At 43.0% G+C, this 15,620-nt stretch carries 14 protein-coding genes and 2 pseudogenes; 3 read left to right on the top strand and 13 right to left on the bottom strand.

Going from position 1 to position 15,620, the window contains the following annotated elements; genetic code table 11:
• Nucleotides 1-41: 41 nt before the first annotated feature.
• The 9 genes from LRL21_RS29900 to LRL21_RS29860 all read right to left on the bottom strand — a co-directional run bounded on the left by LRL21_RS29900 (nt 42) and on the right by LRL21_RS29860 (nt 10,081).
• Entirely contained in the window at nt 42-1,580 is a 1,539-nt protein-coding gene (locus LRL21_RS29900; RefSeq protein WP_240419423.1) for an extracellular solute-binding protein, read from the bottom strand.
• A 65-nt stretch (nt 1,581-1,645) separates the two neighbouring features.
• A complete protein-coding gene (locus tag LRL21_RS29895) occupies nt 1,646-2,521 on the bottom strand; it encodes a carbohydrate ABC transporter permease (RefSeq protein ID WP_240419422.1) in 876 nt (291 codons plus the stop codon).
• A gap of 8 nt (nt 2,522-2,529) precedes the next feature.
• Nucleotides 2,530-3,513, bottom strand: coding sequence for an ABC transporter permease (locus tag LRL21_RS29890; protein ID WP_240419421.1), 984 nt, complete (start codon nt 3,511-3,513; stop codon nt 2,530-2,532).
• Between the two features lie 414 nt (nt 3,514-3,927).
• Nucleotides 3,928-5,019 carry a response regulator transcription factor gene (locus LRL21_RS29885; RefSeq protein ID WP_240419420.1) on the bottom strand — a complete coding sequence of 364 codons (1,092 nt, stop codon included), beginning with the start codon at nt 5,017-5,019 and terminating at the stop codon, nt 3,928-3,930.
• Nucleotides 5,016-6,740 carry a cache domain-containing sensor histidine kinase gene (locus LRL21_RS29880; protein ID WP_240419419.1) on the bottom strand — a complete coding sequence of 575 codons (1,725 nt, stop codon included), beginning with the start codon at nt 6,738-6,740 and terminating at the stop codon, nt 5,016-5,018. Before LRL21_RS29880 ends, LRL21_RS29885 begins: the two co-directional genes overlap by 4 nt.
• Nucleotides 6,741-6,917: 177 nt before the next feature.
• The gene (locus LRL21_RS29875; protein WP_240419418.1) at nt 6,918-7,151 is read right to left on the bottom strand and encodes a hypothetical protein; all 234 of its coding nucleotides are present in this window, start codon (nt 7,149-7,151) and stop codon (nt 6,918-6,920) included.
• Complete coding sequence (locus tag LRL21_RS29870; protein ID WP_240419417.1) at nt 7,148-7,672, bottom strand: Gfo/Idh/MocA family protein; 525 nt, start codon at nt 7,670-7,672, stop codon at nt 7,148-7,150. The genes LRL21_RS29875 and LRL21_RS29870 overlap by 4 nt, the downstream gene beginning before the upstream one ends.
• Nucleotides 7,673-7,711: 39 nt before the next feature.
• Nucleotides 7,712-9,013: a right-handed parallel beta-helix repeat-containing protein gene (locus LRL21_RS29865; RefSeq protein WP_240419416.1), complete on the bottom strand. Its 1,302-nt coding sequence runs from the start codon at nt 9,011-9,013 to the stop codon at nt 7,712-7,714.
• Nucleotides 9,014-9,883: 870 nt separating this feature from the next.
• Complete coding sequence (locus LRL21_RS29860; protein WP_240419415.1) at nt 9,884-10,081, bottom strand: hypothetical protein; 198 nt, start codon at nt 10,079-10,081, stop codon at nt 9,884-9,886.
• Between the two features lie 274 nt (nt 10,082-10,355).
• Here LRL21_RS29860 and LRL21_RS29855 point away from each other — a divergent pair, with 274 nt between their 5' ends.
• Genes LRL21_RS29855 through LRL21_RS29845 form a run of 3 tightly spaced genes read left to right on the top strand, consistent with a single transcriptional unit; the run spans nt 10,356 to nt 11,467 of the window.
• Nucleotides 10,356-10,787, top strand: coding sequence for a helix-turn-helix domain-containing protein (locus LRL21_RS29855; protein ID WP_240419414.1), 432 nt, complete (start codon nt 10,356-10,358; stop codon nt 10,785-10,787).
• 52 nt (nt 10,788-10,839) lie between these two features.
• Nucleotides 10,840-11,100 carry a hypothetical protein gene (locus tag LRL21_RS29850; RefSeq protein ID WP_240419413.1) on the top strand — a complete coding sequence of 87 codons (261 nt, stop codon included), beginning with the start codon at nt 10,840-10,842 and terminating at the stop codon, nt 11,098-11,100.
• Entirely contained in the window at nt 11,024-11,467 is a 444-nt protein-coding gene (locus LRL21_RS29845) for a transposase (protein WP_240419412.1), read from the top strand. The genes LRL21_RS29850 and LRL21_RS29845 overlap by 77 nt, the downstream gene beginning before the upstream one ends.
• A 587-nt stretch (nt 11,468-12,054) precedes the next feature.
• Here LRL21_RS29845 and LRL21_RS29840 read toward each other — a convergent pair.
• The 4 genes and pseudogenes from LRL21_RS29840 to LRL21_RS29825 all read right to left on the bottom strand — a co-directional run.
• A pseudogene (locus tag LRL21_RS29840) lies at nt 12,055-12,580 on the bottom strand (AraC family transcriptional regulator ligand-binding domain-containing protein); the annotation flags it as partial.
• Between the two features lie 73 nt (nt 12,581-12,653).
• Nucleotides 12,654-13,626 (bottom strand): annotated as a pseudogene (locus LRL21_RS29835) (aldo/keto reductase).
• Between the two features lie 10 nt (nt 13,627-13,636).
• On the bottom strand, nt 13,637-14,068 hold the full coding sequence (locus LRL21_RS29830; RefSeq protein ID WP_240419411.1) for a MerR family transcriptional regulator: 432 nt from the start codon (nt 14,066-14,068) through the stop codon (nt 13,637-13,639).
• Nucleotides 14,069-14,484: 416 nt separating this feature from the next.
• Nucleotides 14,485-15,264 carry a phosphotransferase gene (locus LRL21_RS29825; RefSeq protein WP_240419410.1) on the bottom strand — a complete coding sequence of 260 codons (780 nt, stop codon included), beginning with the start codon at nt 15,262-15,264 and terminating at the stop codon, nt 14,485-14,487.
• Between the last annotated feature and the right edge of the window lie 356 nt (nt 15,265-15,620).

Below are 15,620 nucleotides of genomic sequence, written 5' to 3'. Positions count from 1 at the left end.
CTCCTCTATTTCACAAATTGGATTCATCTATACCCCTACTATTACTTTTTCACATTCTGGTTATACCATTCCGTTAATTCCTTGATATATTGATCTCCACCCTGCTTGCGCCAAGTGGCTACAAATGTGTCAAAGGATTCGAGCGGTGCACTGCCGAGTAAAATTTTAGCTGCTGCTTCCTGGAACAGATTTCCGTTATAATCGATATCAGGATTTTGTTGAAGGGCTGGCAATTGCGGTATGATCGAGAACGGATTCGGCAGGCCTTCTTTGGCGGCTGTAGCTAATGTTGCCTGCAGGAAATCATACCCTTCTTTGCCAAGCTTCGCCTGATTTATGGGTGCAAAGCTTTCCAGATAGTACATCGTACTCAATCTCCAAAGTAAAGTCTTATCATCCGTATCCTTTTGTTTATCATATTTGTACTCATTTCCTTCTTTTGTATACGTTACTCCTGGGATGCCAAGGTTTGCGAACGCTTGACCCTCTTCGCTGGCCAACCAATCAAACATCTTAATGATGGCCTCCGCATTTTTGGAGGAGTTCATAATGAAGTATACTCTGCCTACCGGACTCTCTGATACGCCAACCTTTCCTGTATACCCTGTCGCCCGCGGAGTGGGAATCGCGACCAGCTTAGCGCCTTGTCCCGGATTCGCTGCTTCCAGCTTAGCTTGCCATGAGGTCCACGCTTCTCCAGGTACATGCACGAATAATCCTGCAATATTGCCCATTACCTTGGGAGGTGTTTGTTTGTTAACGAACATTTCATTGTCTAATAGCTTCTCATCCAGCATGGTTTTCATGAAAGACAACGCCTTCTTCATATCCGGATGAATGAAATCAGGAATGATTTCCCCATTGACTTCATGGAAGTTATTAGGGGATAGCCCATACATACCGAATATGTTATCTCCCCAAGACAGTTTTTCTCTCATAATGAAGGGGATTTCGTCTTTCTTTCCGTTTCCATTAGGGTCTTTATCCCGAAATGCACGTAACATGTCTAACAATTCCAGCTCATTTTTGGGGTTTTCCTTGATTCCGACTTTATCCATCCAATCCTTACGGGCGTAAAGTATTTTACTGGAGCCCAGCGAGCTTGGCATCGGTATTCCCAATATTTTCCCTTTTTTGGATACGCCAGCCCAGGCAGCAGCTGGAATTACCTTTTTTAAATTCGGTCCGAACTTATCTAATAAATCATTTAATTCCATGGCTTGGCCGCCCGTTATCGAATCCATCTCTGCGATCGTATTCAGCAGGATGATATCAGGGATTTGGCCGCTCGCCACTCGAATGCGAAGCTGATCTTTATACTGGGCGTGAGGCAGGAAGGTCCAATCGAGAATGGTGTTTGTTTTATCTGCCAAGTACTTGAAGGTAGGTATGTTCATCGTTTTTTCTGCGGGTAGTGGAGAATTATTGTCCGAGCTGAACATGGTAATCGTTGGTTTAGTGACAGGTGCTGGCGCATTACCTGTTTGCTTCGTGTCCTTTTCAGTCCCCGTTGAACAAGCTGACAATGCCGCCATAATGAGTGCTGTGCTCAGCAAACTGATTGTTTTAAACTTTCTCATTCTTGTCGCCTCCCTATTTGTATTGTTTGTTATATTTTAACAGGCTTTGACCCCTGGAATAACAGTTATTCCTTGACAGAACCTAACAAGGCTCCCTTAATAAAATGTTTTTGCAAGAAGGGATACAACAAAACAATAGGCAAGGTTGCCAGAACGATGGTTGACATTTGTACGGCTTCAGGTAAAATACGCAAGTTGGTATCTGCCGTTGCGGCAACGGATTCCGTATTCGATTGAGATATCAAATTGTAGATGTAAACCTGTAAAGTATGCTTAGTTCTATCCGTTATATATAGCAGAGGAACCATGATGCTGTTCCAGTGGCTAACGGCGTAAAATAGCAACATGGTAGCCATAACGGGCTTGGATATCGGTAAGGCAATCTTCCACAAGCTTCCATACTCAGAAAGCCCATCGATTTTGGCGGCATCAAACAATTCTTCGGGTAAATTTCTAAAGAAGGTCAGGCATATGATCATATTAAATGCATTTACTGCCACTGGAATGATCAAAGCTGCATAAGTATCAAGCAGCCCTAAGCTTTTGACCACAAGATATGTGGGGATGATGGGCGCCTGGAAAACCATTGTAAATATAATAAACAATAGAATCCCTTTGCGGCCCTTAAGGAATGGCTTTGACAACGGATACGCTGTAAGCACAGTTAAAATTAAATTGACAGCGGTACCTACAGTGACGATTATTATGGAGACTCTCAAGCCACTCCAAAACGCGTCATTCTGCAAAACAAGCTGAAGGTTGTACAACGTCCATTCTTTGGGCCAGAAGTAAACTTCCCTCCGCGTCAGCGCATTGACTGAGCTTAGCGATCCCGCTACAACATGGAGTAAAGGTGATATTACCGATAAACAGATGGCCAACAGCAAGGAAGTGTTAAAGATATCAAAACTTTTTTCGCCTAACGTTGACTTATATTTCATAGCTCCTCCTAATATAAACCTTCTCCTGATATGGCTTTGCTGATTTTATTGGCAGTTACTAAAAGGATAAAACCAATTACCGATTTGAAAAGTCCGATTGCTGTGGTCAAGCTGTATTGGCCTTGTATAATGCCTGCCCTGTAAGCATACGTATCAAGAATGTCGCCTGTCTCGTAAGTAATAGGATTGAGAAATACATAAATGTGTTCAAAGCCAAGGTCCAATACATGGCCAATTTTGAGAAGCAATAAAATGACTATGGCAGGAAGCAATCCGGGAAGCGTAACATGGACAAATTGTTTCCAACGGTTCGCACCATCCATTCTTGCAGCTTCATAAAGGGAGGGGCTAATTCCGGCCAGGGCTGCCAAAAAAATAATGGCACTCCACCCCATCTCCTTCCACATGCCCGAAAGAACAATTAAGGTGCGGAAATATTCAGCCTTCTGCATAAATTGAATGGGCTCCATGCCCAAGCTTACAATGATTTGATTGATGATACCGGTTTGTGTAGAGAACATCATATAGGACAAGCCGAATATCAAGGTCCATGATAAGAAATGGGGTAGATAGAGAATCGTCTGAACCGTTCGTTTGAAAAACATATTTCTTAACTCGTTTAACAAGCAAGCAATAATTATGGGTGCCGGAAAGGCAAACACAATTTGATACAGGCTGATTAATAAGGTATTCCTAAGCAATCTGCCAAATTGCGGGTAGGTGAAGATCTGGTTAAACCATCGCAGACCCGCCCAGTCACTACCCAAAATACCTTTAAAAATTTTATAATCCTGAAAAGCAATTACACTGCCTAAAAGCGGGACATATTTAAATATTAAAAAATAGACGAGTCCCGGAATTAACATGATGTACAAGGCACGATGCCGCGAAAGTGACTTAACCCATGAGTTTTCCGGGGTTAGCCTTTTTGTCGGTTCCTTGTTAACCTGTTTGCTAACCTGTTTGTGAACCGCTGTTAAAGTATTCCCCAACTGTAACTTCCCCCTTGTTAGATTCATTTAAATTCCCTTGCAAAACCATGTTATTCAGGATAAATCCTCATCCGTTTACTTAATCTTATTATAAATCCTGCTTATTTGAAGCACTACCCAGAGATCTTCCGATTTAGCTGGGTAATATTCAGATTATTAAAAAAATTCGGGATGCGGGAGATTTCCTTACATTAAAAGAAGTTAAAATCGTTTTGTAATCGCATACAATCAAAAGAGGAATACCCAACTGAACTTGTGACGCCGCTTTCAAAGAAATAAAAAGAGCGAGTGTCAACAATTTCATGTCAGGATAGTTTTCACGAATAATCTTTTCGGAAGGTATATCGAGGTGAAGAGACACGTGCTACAATGATGGAAAGATTTATAAACGGGGCGGTTATTGGGTTCCTGGATTTATCTTTTATCCATTCTTTTTTTGAATTCCATTGGACTCATCGAATAATATTTTTTGAATAATTCTGTAAAGTATTCGGTATTATCGTAGCCGATTTGGTTGGCGATTTCGTAGTTTTTTAAGGAAGTATTCAATAATAAACTGCGTGCCATCTTCATTCGTACGGCTACAATGTAATTTAAAATGGTCATACCGGTTTCTTGTCTAAATACGCTGCACATATAATTTTTACTCATATCCACTACGGCAGCCAACTCCTGAAGGCTGATTTTTTTGGCAAAATGCTCCTCAATATACGCTTTAATTTGGACGACGCATCTGCTCGTTTGATCATTGCGGCAATTTTTCATGGCCCCCATTAACAAGAAGGCGCCCTCCTCTAATCTTCTTACGGCACAAAGCCGAAAATATCCTCGTACTTTGTCTAAGGATAACGTCTTGTCTCCAATCCCCAAATCATCTCCTTCATCCAGGATGACATCACTATTAGTTTTGAAGAGTTCCTCAATTAATGTTCTTAACCACACGTTGGATAAGGAGTTAAGTAGGTGGTTGTCGTTGCCCACCCATTTCTCAAATACTTCGACGGTTTCCACGATAAGAAGGGGCATCGTTTCCATGTTTATGGTTTGCACTTGTTCGATCCACCGATCAATCCATTGCCGGAAATAGGGCAGCTTTTCTATAAGCAGTTGGGTGGAATCACGATGTCTTACCTGAGCTTGTTTCTCTACAGCCTTCTGTAAGCACGATATAAATTGCTGTTCATCTATAGGCTTTAATATATAGTCAAGCGCTTGGAGTTGAATAGCCAGTTTGGCATATTCGAAGTCATCATAACTGGAAATAACGATATTTATCATCCATGGACAATGCTCATTTATATATTTAATTAGTTCTAAACCATTGATGACCGGCATTCTGACATCGGTAATACATATATCAGCAAAGTTGGATTGTAACCATTCAATGGCTTTTTGTCCGTTGGCAACGGCACCGCTTACGACCATGGTCTCACTGAATTGTTCGACAGATTTGGTGATGCTTTTGCGAATAATTGGGCTGTCATCCGCAATAAGAACCCGGTTCATAATCTATGCACCTCCTTAGGGGACCCTTGTCTGTAGGGAAATATAATATTTACAAGCACTCCACTTTGGCCAGGTCTATTTTCCACCCATACCCCTGTTTCTGCGTCCGAATAATACATCTTCAGTCGATACTGGACATTCAGTAAACCAACGCTTGTTAATTGCTTATATTGATTTTCAGAAGGTGAATCAGAGAGAAGCCTTTGTAGTTCCTCAAGCTTATTTGGTGTAAAGCCTGCGCCATTATCGGTAATAACAATTTTAATATAAGCCTCTTTCCATATTTGAGCGGTAACACTGATCATGACGGGCTCCCCAATGACTTCGTACCCATGCTTAATGCTATTTTCAACGATAGGTTGAATGATTGCCTTTAAGCACGATATCTGCTCTAAGAATTCAGGATGTTCAATAACGAACTTAATATCATCCCCATATATGATTTGAATGATGTGAAGGTAATTCCGTAAATGGTTGCATTCATCTTTTAAATTCACAACGGTTTCGGAGTAGTTAGAGGTATATCGCAGCATGTTAGATAAAGCGACTGTTGTTTGCCTGATTTCCAGGTGATCGACTAAATTAGCCATGGCATTAATCGATTCAAGAGCATTATATAAAAAGTGAGAATGGATTTGCGACTGCATGGCTGAGAAGGCGGCTTCCATCTGTAAGATGCGGGCTGATGCCAGGTCTTGAATCGAAGTTTCTATCTGTTGCAATAACTGATTGTAGGAAATGGCCAGGTCAGCGACCTCATCGTTTCCTTCCACTTTTACACGCAGGTCAAATCTACCAATTTGAGTCATTTTAAACATTAAACGAAGGGTTTGCAATCGCCTTGTAATCGACGTGGAAACGATAACGGTCAAACAAATTCCAAAAAACAAGCCTATTAGGGCTATATAAACCGTGGCATTACCTATCCTATCGATAGCTTGTGCCATATCTCGGTATGGAACCAATACGATAAGCTTCCAGTTCGAATAAGGAATTGTACGAAAAACCGCCATTTCTCCGGTTGATGCAATGAAAAAATTGCCTGAGGGTGACTGACTTAAACGTTCAGATATTTCCGTCCCAAGCTTATTGGTAATTTGAACAGAATCAGGATGGGCAATAATCGTACCTGAATCGTCAACAATGAGTCCCACCCCATTATTTCCGAGGCGAATCTCGTTTAATATTCTTTGCGTTGGGGAAATGGAAATATCAATGGCTAAGTAACCTTCATTTCCATTGAACTGGTATTTTTGAATTTGGGTCATAATCGGAACATGAAGGGATTTTCCCATGGCATCATCATAATTATCACTTTGTGTGATAATTTTCTCTATTTTTCCAGAAAGGGTAACGGAAGCTAGCCAGCTTTCGTCTCGTAAGGAGTAATTTTTTTTGAGTAACATGGGAAAATCATGATTGTAGTTCCGATAGATAAGTTGATTCCCATTGGAGTTGTATAACGTTATGGATAACATTTCGGGATGAAGGGTGATAAAGGGCTCAATGTACCGATTGGAGATTTGCTGATAATTTTGCAATAAATCAAATTGATCCCCTTTCTGTGCCTGTAACCATCTTCTGAATTCCGGACTGCCCGCTATCAATACAAAAAACTGTTCATATTCGCGGTAATAACGGCTTAAATTCAAGTTAGCCTGAATCAATATTTGATCACTCGAAACTTCTATATCCGCCTGGATGGTTCGGGAAGTTTCCACATAACTAAATATGCCCGTTACTGCAATCGTGATAATAATAATGACGGAGATCAGACTAATTAACTTCCATTTAAGCGAACCTGTGATAGCCTTTATTAGCATATTATGCTCCCCCTGTGGTGCATCCCTAACAAGCCTATATTGTTTAATTGTAAGGCAATAATAGACCATTAACCACTACAGAATCTTCCAAAGGGTGAAATGGCCATCCTCTGCATCATACTCAACTATGGCATCTTCAAACTCGAAGCATAAGAGGGTTTGCTCCCTTACAACTGCATGTGAAGCATAAGGCATGGCACTAGAGTCATAGGTCTCCCCAAGTAGAAAGAACATAATATGCAAAAAATGCTCATTGGCATTGTTGGCTACAGAGTCCAACACCCACATATCGCTCACTTCATCCTTCATCTTCCCCGCCCAACGGTTTCTTCTGAAATAACTCCAACTTCGCGGCAGCAATAGGATCCTTTCATCCTGAGCGGCTTGCCATATTCTCCTTGGGCAATGTCTGTCTTCAATTCATGAATCACGGGGGCAAATGCCAACTGATAGCCTACTGCTATAAGCTTTCCATATTTGTCTCTTGCCGCACGCATTTCATGAACTTGCTGAGTGGTTGCAGCCGCAGGCTTCTCACAAAGAACATGGGACCCTTGCGAAAGAGCGTAACACGTCTGATCGGCATGCAGATGAATGAGTGAAGAAATGACGGCAAGATCGGCCCTGTTCTTGGCGTAAAATTGCTCTAGACTTTTGTATACAGGAACGTTGCGTTCCATTAATTCCGAATAATAATGGCAGCCCTCTGGATAAGGGTCTACGGCTCCGGCAATTTCCAAATAGTGCTCATCCATCCGCTCCAGCATTTCCTTCACATAGATGTTCCCATAGCCGCCGATCCCTACAAAGGCTATCTTTAACCTATCCACGTAACTTCCCCTCTTCACTTCTTACCCACTATACGAATACTATTTAACCGACAATCCGACAATTCGGCCATGTAAATGTCCAGTTGCTGTTGGCGGTGCATTGCTTGGTCCTATTTGCAAAGAGTTTTCCGCGAGCTGAAACGAAATTTCGTTCATATAAGAATCCTGAGCCGTTTTTACCAAGGTGTACTTGTTCGCATCGTTGCCCCAGACAACGATTCGCTCGGGAGGAGCATTAACTATAATCGCTGTTTTTTCTTCCTCCGCATGCCCGGCGGATTGAAACGAGTTTTGAACGATATGCATATCCGCTACGCCCGAAGTCAAATAGATGTCACTGTCTCCTACGGTGCGATTGTTATCGTGAAATGCGTTATTTTCCACCAATGTCCGGTGGCCGGACTGATTATAGAGGTCATTGCGGACAAAGATCCCATGCCTTCCGTTTGAGGCAATGCGGTTATTGCGAATGATCGCATCGGTGTCCCGATGCCCGATAGACAAGCCGTCCTGTCCGTTCCCTTCAATGATACAGTCCTCACACAACGAATAGGAAACTCGCAAACAATAATAAACCCCGTCTTTTCCATTGCTGAGACTTTTTGAACCGCGGAAAACGAAACCGACAGAGCCACTGCCGGGATGAAACCCGCAACCGGTATTGTTGATGCAGGAACAGTGCTCCACAAGCGTATTGGTACACTGCTGGAAGCTGATCCCGTCGCCGTTGTAATTTTTAACCGCTACATTTCTTATTTGCACATTGTCCGTACGCAGCAGGAAAATGCCGCCTCCCCGGCAGCCATTCAAGTAGGCATTTTGTTCCGCATTCCCATCGATAACCAGATTCTCTACAACAGCATTCTCCAGATCGTAACCACTGATCATCGGATACACCGTGGTGACCCTCCCATTGGCTGCTCCGGAAATGTCGTGGTTGAGCGAACGCGTCAGTCCGAGTTCGTTGCCTCTAATCCAGCAAACGGTTGCTACCGCATCCGTAAAGCCACCTGCTCGGTCGTCTGTAATATGAACACCATTACCAATAGAGAACTTTTCCGGTTCTGTAACGGCTACCGCAAACAAACCGTAACCGTTATTATAGATCACAGACGAGCTGATTGACGGCGGCTTCCACAAAACCGTTTCGCTGCCATGACCACGAAGTGTTATATTTGAACTCAGGTGTAGCGAATCCTTCAAGACATATCTTCCTGGAAGTATATTGATGATGCCCCCGCCCACAGCGGCTGCCTGATCAATTGCTGCCTGGATGATTTCGTTCGTTGTACCCGTCAACTCGGCATCCTGTTGTCCCACTGTCCATTCCATTTTCACCATATTCCTGCTCCTCCTAAGCTCTTAGCTTGCAATTTTTTTGCAGCATCCTTACAATCACAACACATCGGACCTAGCCTACCTGAAAGTAAGACACCCCTTCATGTGTCAACCGCCCAATGCCCCAGCACATTGTTATATATAGCTCTTTTCAAAGTTAATAATTAGTAGATAGAGTCATCATACCTCAGCGATTAATTATACGACAAATCTTTTTTTCTTCTTTTTTAATCAACAAATTAACGAAGCAATCCTACTTGCAACTAAATAGTCTGTCGGCATTCACCGAGGCAGATGAGACAATATTTCCTTGTACCATCCAAACGGATCTCCTCCTACGAACCGGAATTCGCAACCTCCCATAATACACAAATCAGCATGCCCAACAAGCAATGACCTCGATTGATGAAGAAAAAAATCGCCGTTTAGAAATACGGCTATCTCTGTTATGATAGAATCGATTTTGAACTGAAAGGAGTGGCATCACCTTGAAAGCGATCTCATTCGTTCGATCTTTGATTTCCGGCAAACCGAACAAAGGTCACCTTTATCGAAAAAGCTTACTGTTCGTCGTATTCGTGACCTGTATCCCTACAGCTATCATCGGGATCAGCTCTTACTTCGTGGGCAGCAATAATATCGAGCATGAGGTAAATCGTACTCATCATCTGCAATTAACTAAGTTTCCTCTCCCAAATCGGCCCACTTGCTAGACGCTAAGACTCTTCCGGAAAAATATCGGGTTGGAGAGATTTCCGTTTCCCCTCTTGTAACTCTTTTCGATATTTTTTTGCGCGGCTCATATACACAGATATCTGCTGCTTTGATGTCTCTAGTATTTCGGCAACTTCGGAAAGTCCAGCAAGTGGGGGATTAGTTTCCCAAGATTACGAATGTTTCAGCTTGTTCAGGTATGTCGCTTTCATCTTCAAGCGTGATGTAAAAAAAATGAGATTGTTTAGTTTCAGGTTCATTTTGACGTTTTGCCCACATCCACTCAAGATCAATGCGGACGCTTGGTTTGTGTGTATGAATCAGGTTTTGGTTTGGAGGAGTGACGATAACTGTCATTGGATATTGAAACGGTTTGCTGTAATAAGTTGCGGCATTAAGAATTTATGTAAAGTTATTTTTGATGGCTTCAATAATGTTTGCCTCTCGAATTTGAATATTTTCTGCAATGGGCCGCGGTCGTTTTGGTTGTTCATTTGATAAGTTTTCAATCAAATCATCCTCTCATCGATTGTTTAACTTTATTTATGACTATATAGAATGAACTCGTGTTTTAAACAACCGACCAATTCGGGTAATGATGTAGAAAAGACCGAAAAGGAAGGGATCAGAGATGAAAAAAGAAAACGAACTAGAGATACTCGTAACAGCAATGAAAGAAACCAATAGCACTCGGATGTATGAACGCTATCTCGCTGTGCGTCTTCACTTGGTAGGACGAACCTTAACGGAAATCGCGGGTAGCTTAAAACGGACTTACCAAACCGTCAGCACGTATTGGAACACCTACCGTAACCAAGGGTTGTCGGGTCTCGATCTTGGACATTCGCCTGGAGGTCCAAAGAAACTCACTGAAGAACAAGAAGACAAGGTGAAGGCTACCATCACGACTCTGCGTCCTGTCGACGTTGGATTCAAAGCCCGGCACACTTGGACCCTGAACATCAAGTCGAATCCATCGTCAACCGATCGGGGAACACAGATAAAGCTCGTAAATTTACGGTGTATCAATTGTTGCAATATTGGTGCGCACAGCGGTTTATGAAGAATGGCCCAGCTACCGTGCCGGTTCTGATTGCGCTTCCCTCAGTGACCTGGTGGAAGTTCATTATTCACGATTTTCAAGTAAAGCGGCTGAAGTTCCATTTGCCGTATTTAAGGATGGACCGGTGAGCGAAAGCCTGACTCAGATGCCTTTCATTATGGTCATGGACCGGGCGTACGGCAAACTGGAGCGACTGGATCGTTTCAAACAAGACGGGCAATTCGTTTGTCATTCGCTTGCGCGACAACGTCCATCTGGAAAAGCCGATAGCGTTACGTCAACAAAGTCCGATGGAATTACCGGTCATACGTGACATCACCTGTCAACTGGGCACTCCGCAATGTCGTTCGAAAAAGCTCCATCGCGTCGTCATTTTTCAAGACTTCGAAGGCAGTGAAATCCGAGTGGTGACCGATTTAATGCATGTGACGGCGGAGCAAATTGCACAGATATATAAAGTTCGCTGGCAGATTGAGGTCTTTTTTCGCTGGATCAAACAGCATATGAACCTAACTACGCTATTTGGCACAACCGAAAATGCGGTGTATGGCCAATTGTTTAGCGCTCTCACGATCTATGTCCTGCTCAAATGGTCATTCAATGCACTTTCCTTAAAAATGCCCCGGCATGCCAGACTTCCATTTGTTCAATTTTCACGCTTATTTAGTCTGTGTAAGTAACCGATTGAGTGGGTGGTGCGACTGAATCGCCTGCTTCAGTATACCTCTGGCAGGATTACTTGTATTACAATTTCTGGTTAATCAACAGGTCTGGTATCCCCAATATATACCATCTCCTTGTTAGATTCCTTTAACTTTGCTCTGCAAAGCCATGTTGTTCCGGATGAATCCTCATCCGTTTACTTAAACTTATTATAAATCCTGCCTATTTAATGCACTACCCAGAGATCTTCCGATTTAGCCAGGTAATATTCAGATTATTAAAAATACTTGGAATATAAGAGCATTCGTAACGTCACCGGGCATTATCTTTTTTCTTAAACATAAAACGAATGATAAAAGCGGTATAAGGGGGCACCCAACCGAAATCACAGTAAATTAATCTTCAGTTTTTTCCTTCCTAAAGTGGGCAACAAGTGGGCAACTTTATATGAGTAGGTAACTTTGTGTCAATATACAATTGAGTAGGTAACTTTGTGTCATTGAAAAATGACACAAAGTTACCTACAAAAAAAACGAGAATCCTATATAAGTATTGAGTTTCCATAGTGGGAAACTTAATGTCGATCTACATGACAAGATTAAACTTCGAGTACTTCCGTGTTGCCCATATCGTGGACGAACTCTACCGAATAAGCCGTGAGCGGCCGACCGGTTCCTCGTCGTCCTAGCTCTAAGAGATAGGCGAGTGTAATCCCAACCAGTACAGGAGGTCCGGGCTCCGTGGCATGCTGCCAATCCAGTTCGATGATACCCAGCCCTCCTTCTTCACGTAAACACAAGCTTTCAGGCGGGCACATTTGCTTATTTCGAGTCATTCGCGTAAGAGCATTTCGGAAATCCCTGGCATGGAAGGTCGCTAAGACGGCCGGTGGATATTGCGCCGTCTCGAATGCGGTGGCCAACTTGACGATTCCCGTGGCAGTATCCCCGATAAGTTCGGCATAAGCCTGCCAGATCGCGTAGTATTGGGCGGTTGTGACGACTGGGTCGTCGATGACGGTCAAGGCAGATGAGCATGGCGCGCTACTTCTTGAGGGGAATCCCTAATAGGCGCAAACTGGACCAGAACCCTGGTGCGAGCTTCACTCGATCAGCGGCTGTTGCTTTCATTATGGTTAACCTCCTAGGGCAATGTCGAATATCAAAAATGGCCCACGGATACCGTGGACCATTAAATTATAGCTTAACCATCAAGCAGCGTCATTTGTTCTTTCATGTATCGAGCGCCTTGAGTAATGTTCTTCGGACTAACGTTCTCGATGAGCGTAAGGTCTTCTTTCGTGAGGACAACATCCGAGGCAGCGGCATTTTCCTCCAAATACTTAATTCGCTTCGTTCCTGGGATGGGTAGCGCCCCATTGGAGATCGTCCAGGCGATGGCAAATTGAGAGGGAGAACAATCTTTTTCAAGCGCGATCTCCTTGATCTTATTGACAATCTCCAAGTTCTTCATAAAGTTCTCTCCCTGGAATCGAGGCAACCATCTGCGAAGATCGTCGGCAGCCAAATCCTCGAACTTACGAAGCTCGCCGGAGATAAAGCCTCTGCTGAGCGGACTATATGCAACATGGGTAATCCCCAGTTCTCTTGCGGCAGGAAGAATCTCGTCTTCGATGTCACGGCTCCAGAGTGAATATTCGCTCTCCAGCGCGGAGATCGGATGCACTGCATGGGCACGACGAATGGTTGATGCGGAAGCTTCAGACAGACCGAGCGCCCGAACCTTGCCAGCCTTAACCAGATCGGCCATCGCCCCAACCGTCTCTTCGATCGGAACTTGCGGATCGACTCGGTGCTGATAATACAGATCGATGTAATCCGTCTTTAAACGATGCAGACTATCATCCACTGCCTTCTTAATGTAATCGGGATGGCCGCTGATACTCTCGTAATTGGGGGTGTAAGAGAACTTGGTCGCAATTACAGCTTGCTCTCGACGCCCCTGAAGTGCTTTCCCAAGCAACTCTTCGTTGTGCCCGTTCCCATACACGTCGGCGGTATCGAACATCGTGACGCCTAGGTCTAAAGCACGATGAATCGTTTGGATAGATTGTTCATCGTTAGTCTCCCCGTACATGCCCGGAGGACATTCCCATGATGCCAAGTCCGATCGAAGATAAAATAATATCACTATTGCCCAATGCTCTTTGTTTCATCTTTTCATCCTCAATCCTGTTTAATCGATTGGTTGTGTTGATCTTCCATTTGATTCAGCAGCCTGCTCTCGGAAGGAAGCCTTCCCCTCTCAATATCCTCGTAGATGGCAAGCTTATTATTAACGGCATCAAGCGCTTCTGCCAGTTCGCTTTGTCGACGGTACAATTCTTCTTTGTACTGGTTTAAGATCGCTTTTCTCTGCGGAATCGTGGCATCGCCGTCTAACGCGAGGTTAACCATCTGCTTCATCAAGGAAATTTTCATTCCGGTGGCCCGGAAACACGTCATTAACCGAATCCAATCCAGATGATCTTGATCGAACAGACGATTGCCGTGCCGATCCCTCTTAATGTAAGGAAGCAATCCCTCCTTCTCATAAAACCGAATCGTATGTGCCGGGCAACCAAGCCGCTCCGAAGCTTCCTTGATCGTATATGACATAGCGATGTTCGCTCCTTTTGTGCAAATTTTAAGAAAGCCGGTTGGTTCTTATTAGCCTAAACCTTAAAGTGCACTTTAAAGCAAGTATAATTTTGAAGCAATTGCTCACAGCATCAATTAAGTGCACGGCTGGCCAACGATTGAACTATCCTCCCTCGTAGAAAAGGACTACCACTTGATAGCCCTCTCAGTATTGGACAATAGTGGTTACTTAATAATGATCTTTTTATTTAGACCAAATCTGCCCGGCAACCTTCAAGCAGCATTCTAATTTAAATTACTCGCCAAAACTTCTTTCAAAAATCATTTGTATGCTGTGACCTAAATCATCAATAGAGTTAGCATCTCTTTCAGTTTCTTTCTCAATATCGCTTTCAAATTCATCGTCTATCGGATGGGCACCTTCGAAGCGATACTTAAAAGAACTTATACAAACCTTCTTGGAAATACCTATATTCTTCATCTGTTATCCTTAATCTATCATAGGATTCAAAGAATAATTCTTTATCCCCCTTTTGATCAAAAACATCTTGCTTAGGTCTGATAGCCAACGCGATATCAAATCGCGGATCACCAAACGCAGCTCTAGGCCAATCGATAATACCAATTACATTATTGTAGTTAACCAATACATTATTAGTGTGAAAATCGCCATGAATCAGAGTATTCTCAATCGGTTTAGGTCTATCATTTTTCAGTCGTATAAGTAATTCTTCAGTGCCATCCACATTATAATTAGCAAGATTGTGGCTAGCCTTCATGAGCATTGTACCTAACCAAGATTGATCATTCTTGCGCAATCTAACAGGGCATTGGCATTCATGGATTTGCTTTAAACATAGACCATAGTAAGATATAACTTTCTCTCTATCCCTGAGATTAGGTTTACTTCCCAAGAAATGTCTCAAACTTATTCCATCTATATAATCCATGAGTAGCCATCTGGATTTGTCTTGAATATGGAAAGCATATGCCTTTGGAACCGGTAGTCCAGTAGTTGAAAGATATTGTAATGCTTTATATTCCTCCGATAACCATTCATTAAATAAACCATGCTCTGTCTTTTTAATAATGAACTGATGATCACGAGTTTCAATTTTAACAACAAGCGAAGTATGCCCTTGTTGAGGGAATGAGATGTTCTTAATCGCTCCTATTTGCTCTACAAATTCAACAGGAATATCATGTATGTCCATTGGTCTCTCCTCTTCCGCCTTTCGTGCCCTTTCAGATAACGTTATTGCATTCGAACCCTCACCGGTTTAGGCTTCGAAGAAGCGGATACCCTTTCTCAGTTAGCCAATGCAGGGTTGTCCGCTGCTTCCGCTTCTTCGAAAATACACCTCGCGGACCGCGGGATTCATGCCTCAATCTCCTCGAATCGTACATTATATATCGCTATTGTACGCTACCTTCATCAGTAAAAGGAAGAATTTTCTATTCAGTTTAAAGAAATACGTTTTAGTAAGGTGTCACCTGATAAGTCAAATGCAATTGGTCTAATTGGTCTACCAGCTTCTTTGGGATTCCAACCATGGTTAATAGCCAGTGT

It is taken from the genome of Paenibacillus periandrae (genome assembly GCF_022458865.1).
GTDB lineage: Bacteria > Bacillota > Bacilli > Paenibacillales > NBRC-103111 > Paenibacillus_S > Paenibacillus_S periandrae.
The sequence above is the reverse complement of the archived record's forward strand: the minus strand, read 5'-3'. Positions and strand labels throughout refer to the sequence as shown.

Excerpts from the sequence above, each read along its gene's own strand:
- LRL21_RS29860 (WP_240419415.1), bottom strand. The coding sequence starts at position 10,081 with ATGACAGTTATCGTCACTCCTCCAAACCAAAACCTGATTCATACACAC.
- LRL21_RS29900 (WP_240419423.1), bottom strand. The coding sequence starts at position 1,580 with ATGAGAAAGTTTAAAACAATCAGTTTGCTGAGCACAGCACTCATTATG.
- LRL21_RS29825 (WP_240419410.1), bottom strand. The coding sequence starts at position 15,264 with ATGGACATACATGATATTCCTGTTGAATTTGTAGAGCAAATAGGAGCG.
- LRL21_RS29875 (WP_240419418.1), bottom strand. The coding sequence starts at position 7,151 with ATGAAGGATGAAGTGAGCGATATGTGGGTGTTGGACTCTGTAGCCAAC.
- LRL21_RS29895 (WP_240419422.1), bottom strand. The coding sequence starts at position 2,521 with ATGAAATATAAGTCAACGTTAGGCGAAAAAAGTTTTGATATCTTTAAC.
- LRL21_RS29865 (WP_240419416.1), bottom strand. The coding sequence starts at position 9,013 with ATGGTGAAAATGGAATGGACAGTGGGACAACAGGATGCCGAGTTGACG.
- LRL21_RS29830 (WP_240419411.1), bottom strand. The coding sequence starts at position 14,068 with ATGTCATATACGATCAAGGAAGCTTCGGAGCGGCTTGGTTGCCCGGCA.
- LRL21_RS29855 (WP_240419414.1), top strand. The coding sequence starts at position 10,356 with ATGAAAAAAGAAAACGAACTAGAGATACTCGTAACAGCAATGAAAGAA.
- LRL21_RS29885 (WP_240419420.1), bottom strand. The coding sequence starts at position 5,019 with ATGAACCGGGTTCTTATTGCGGATGACAGCCCAATTATTCGCAAAAGC.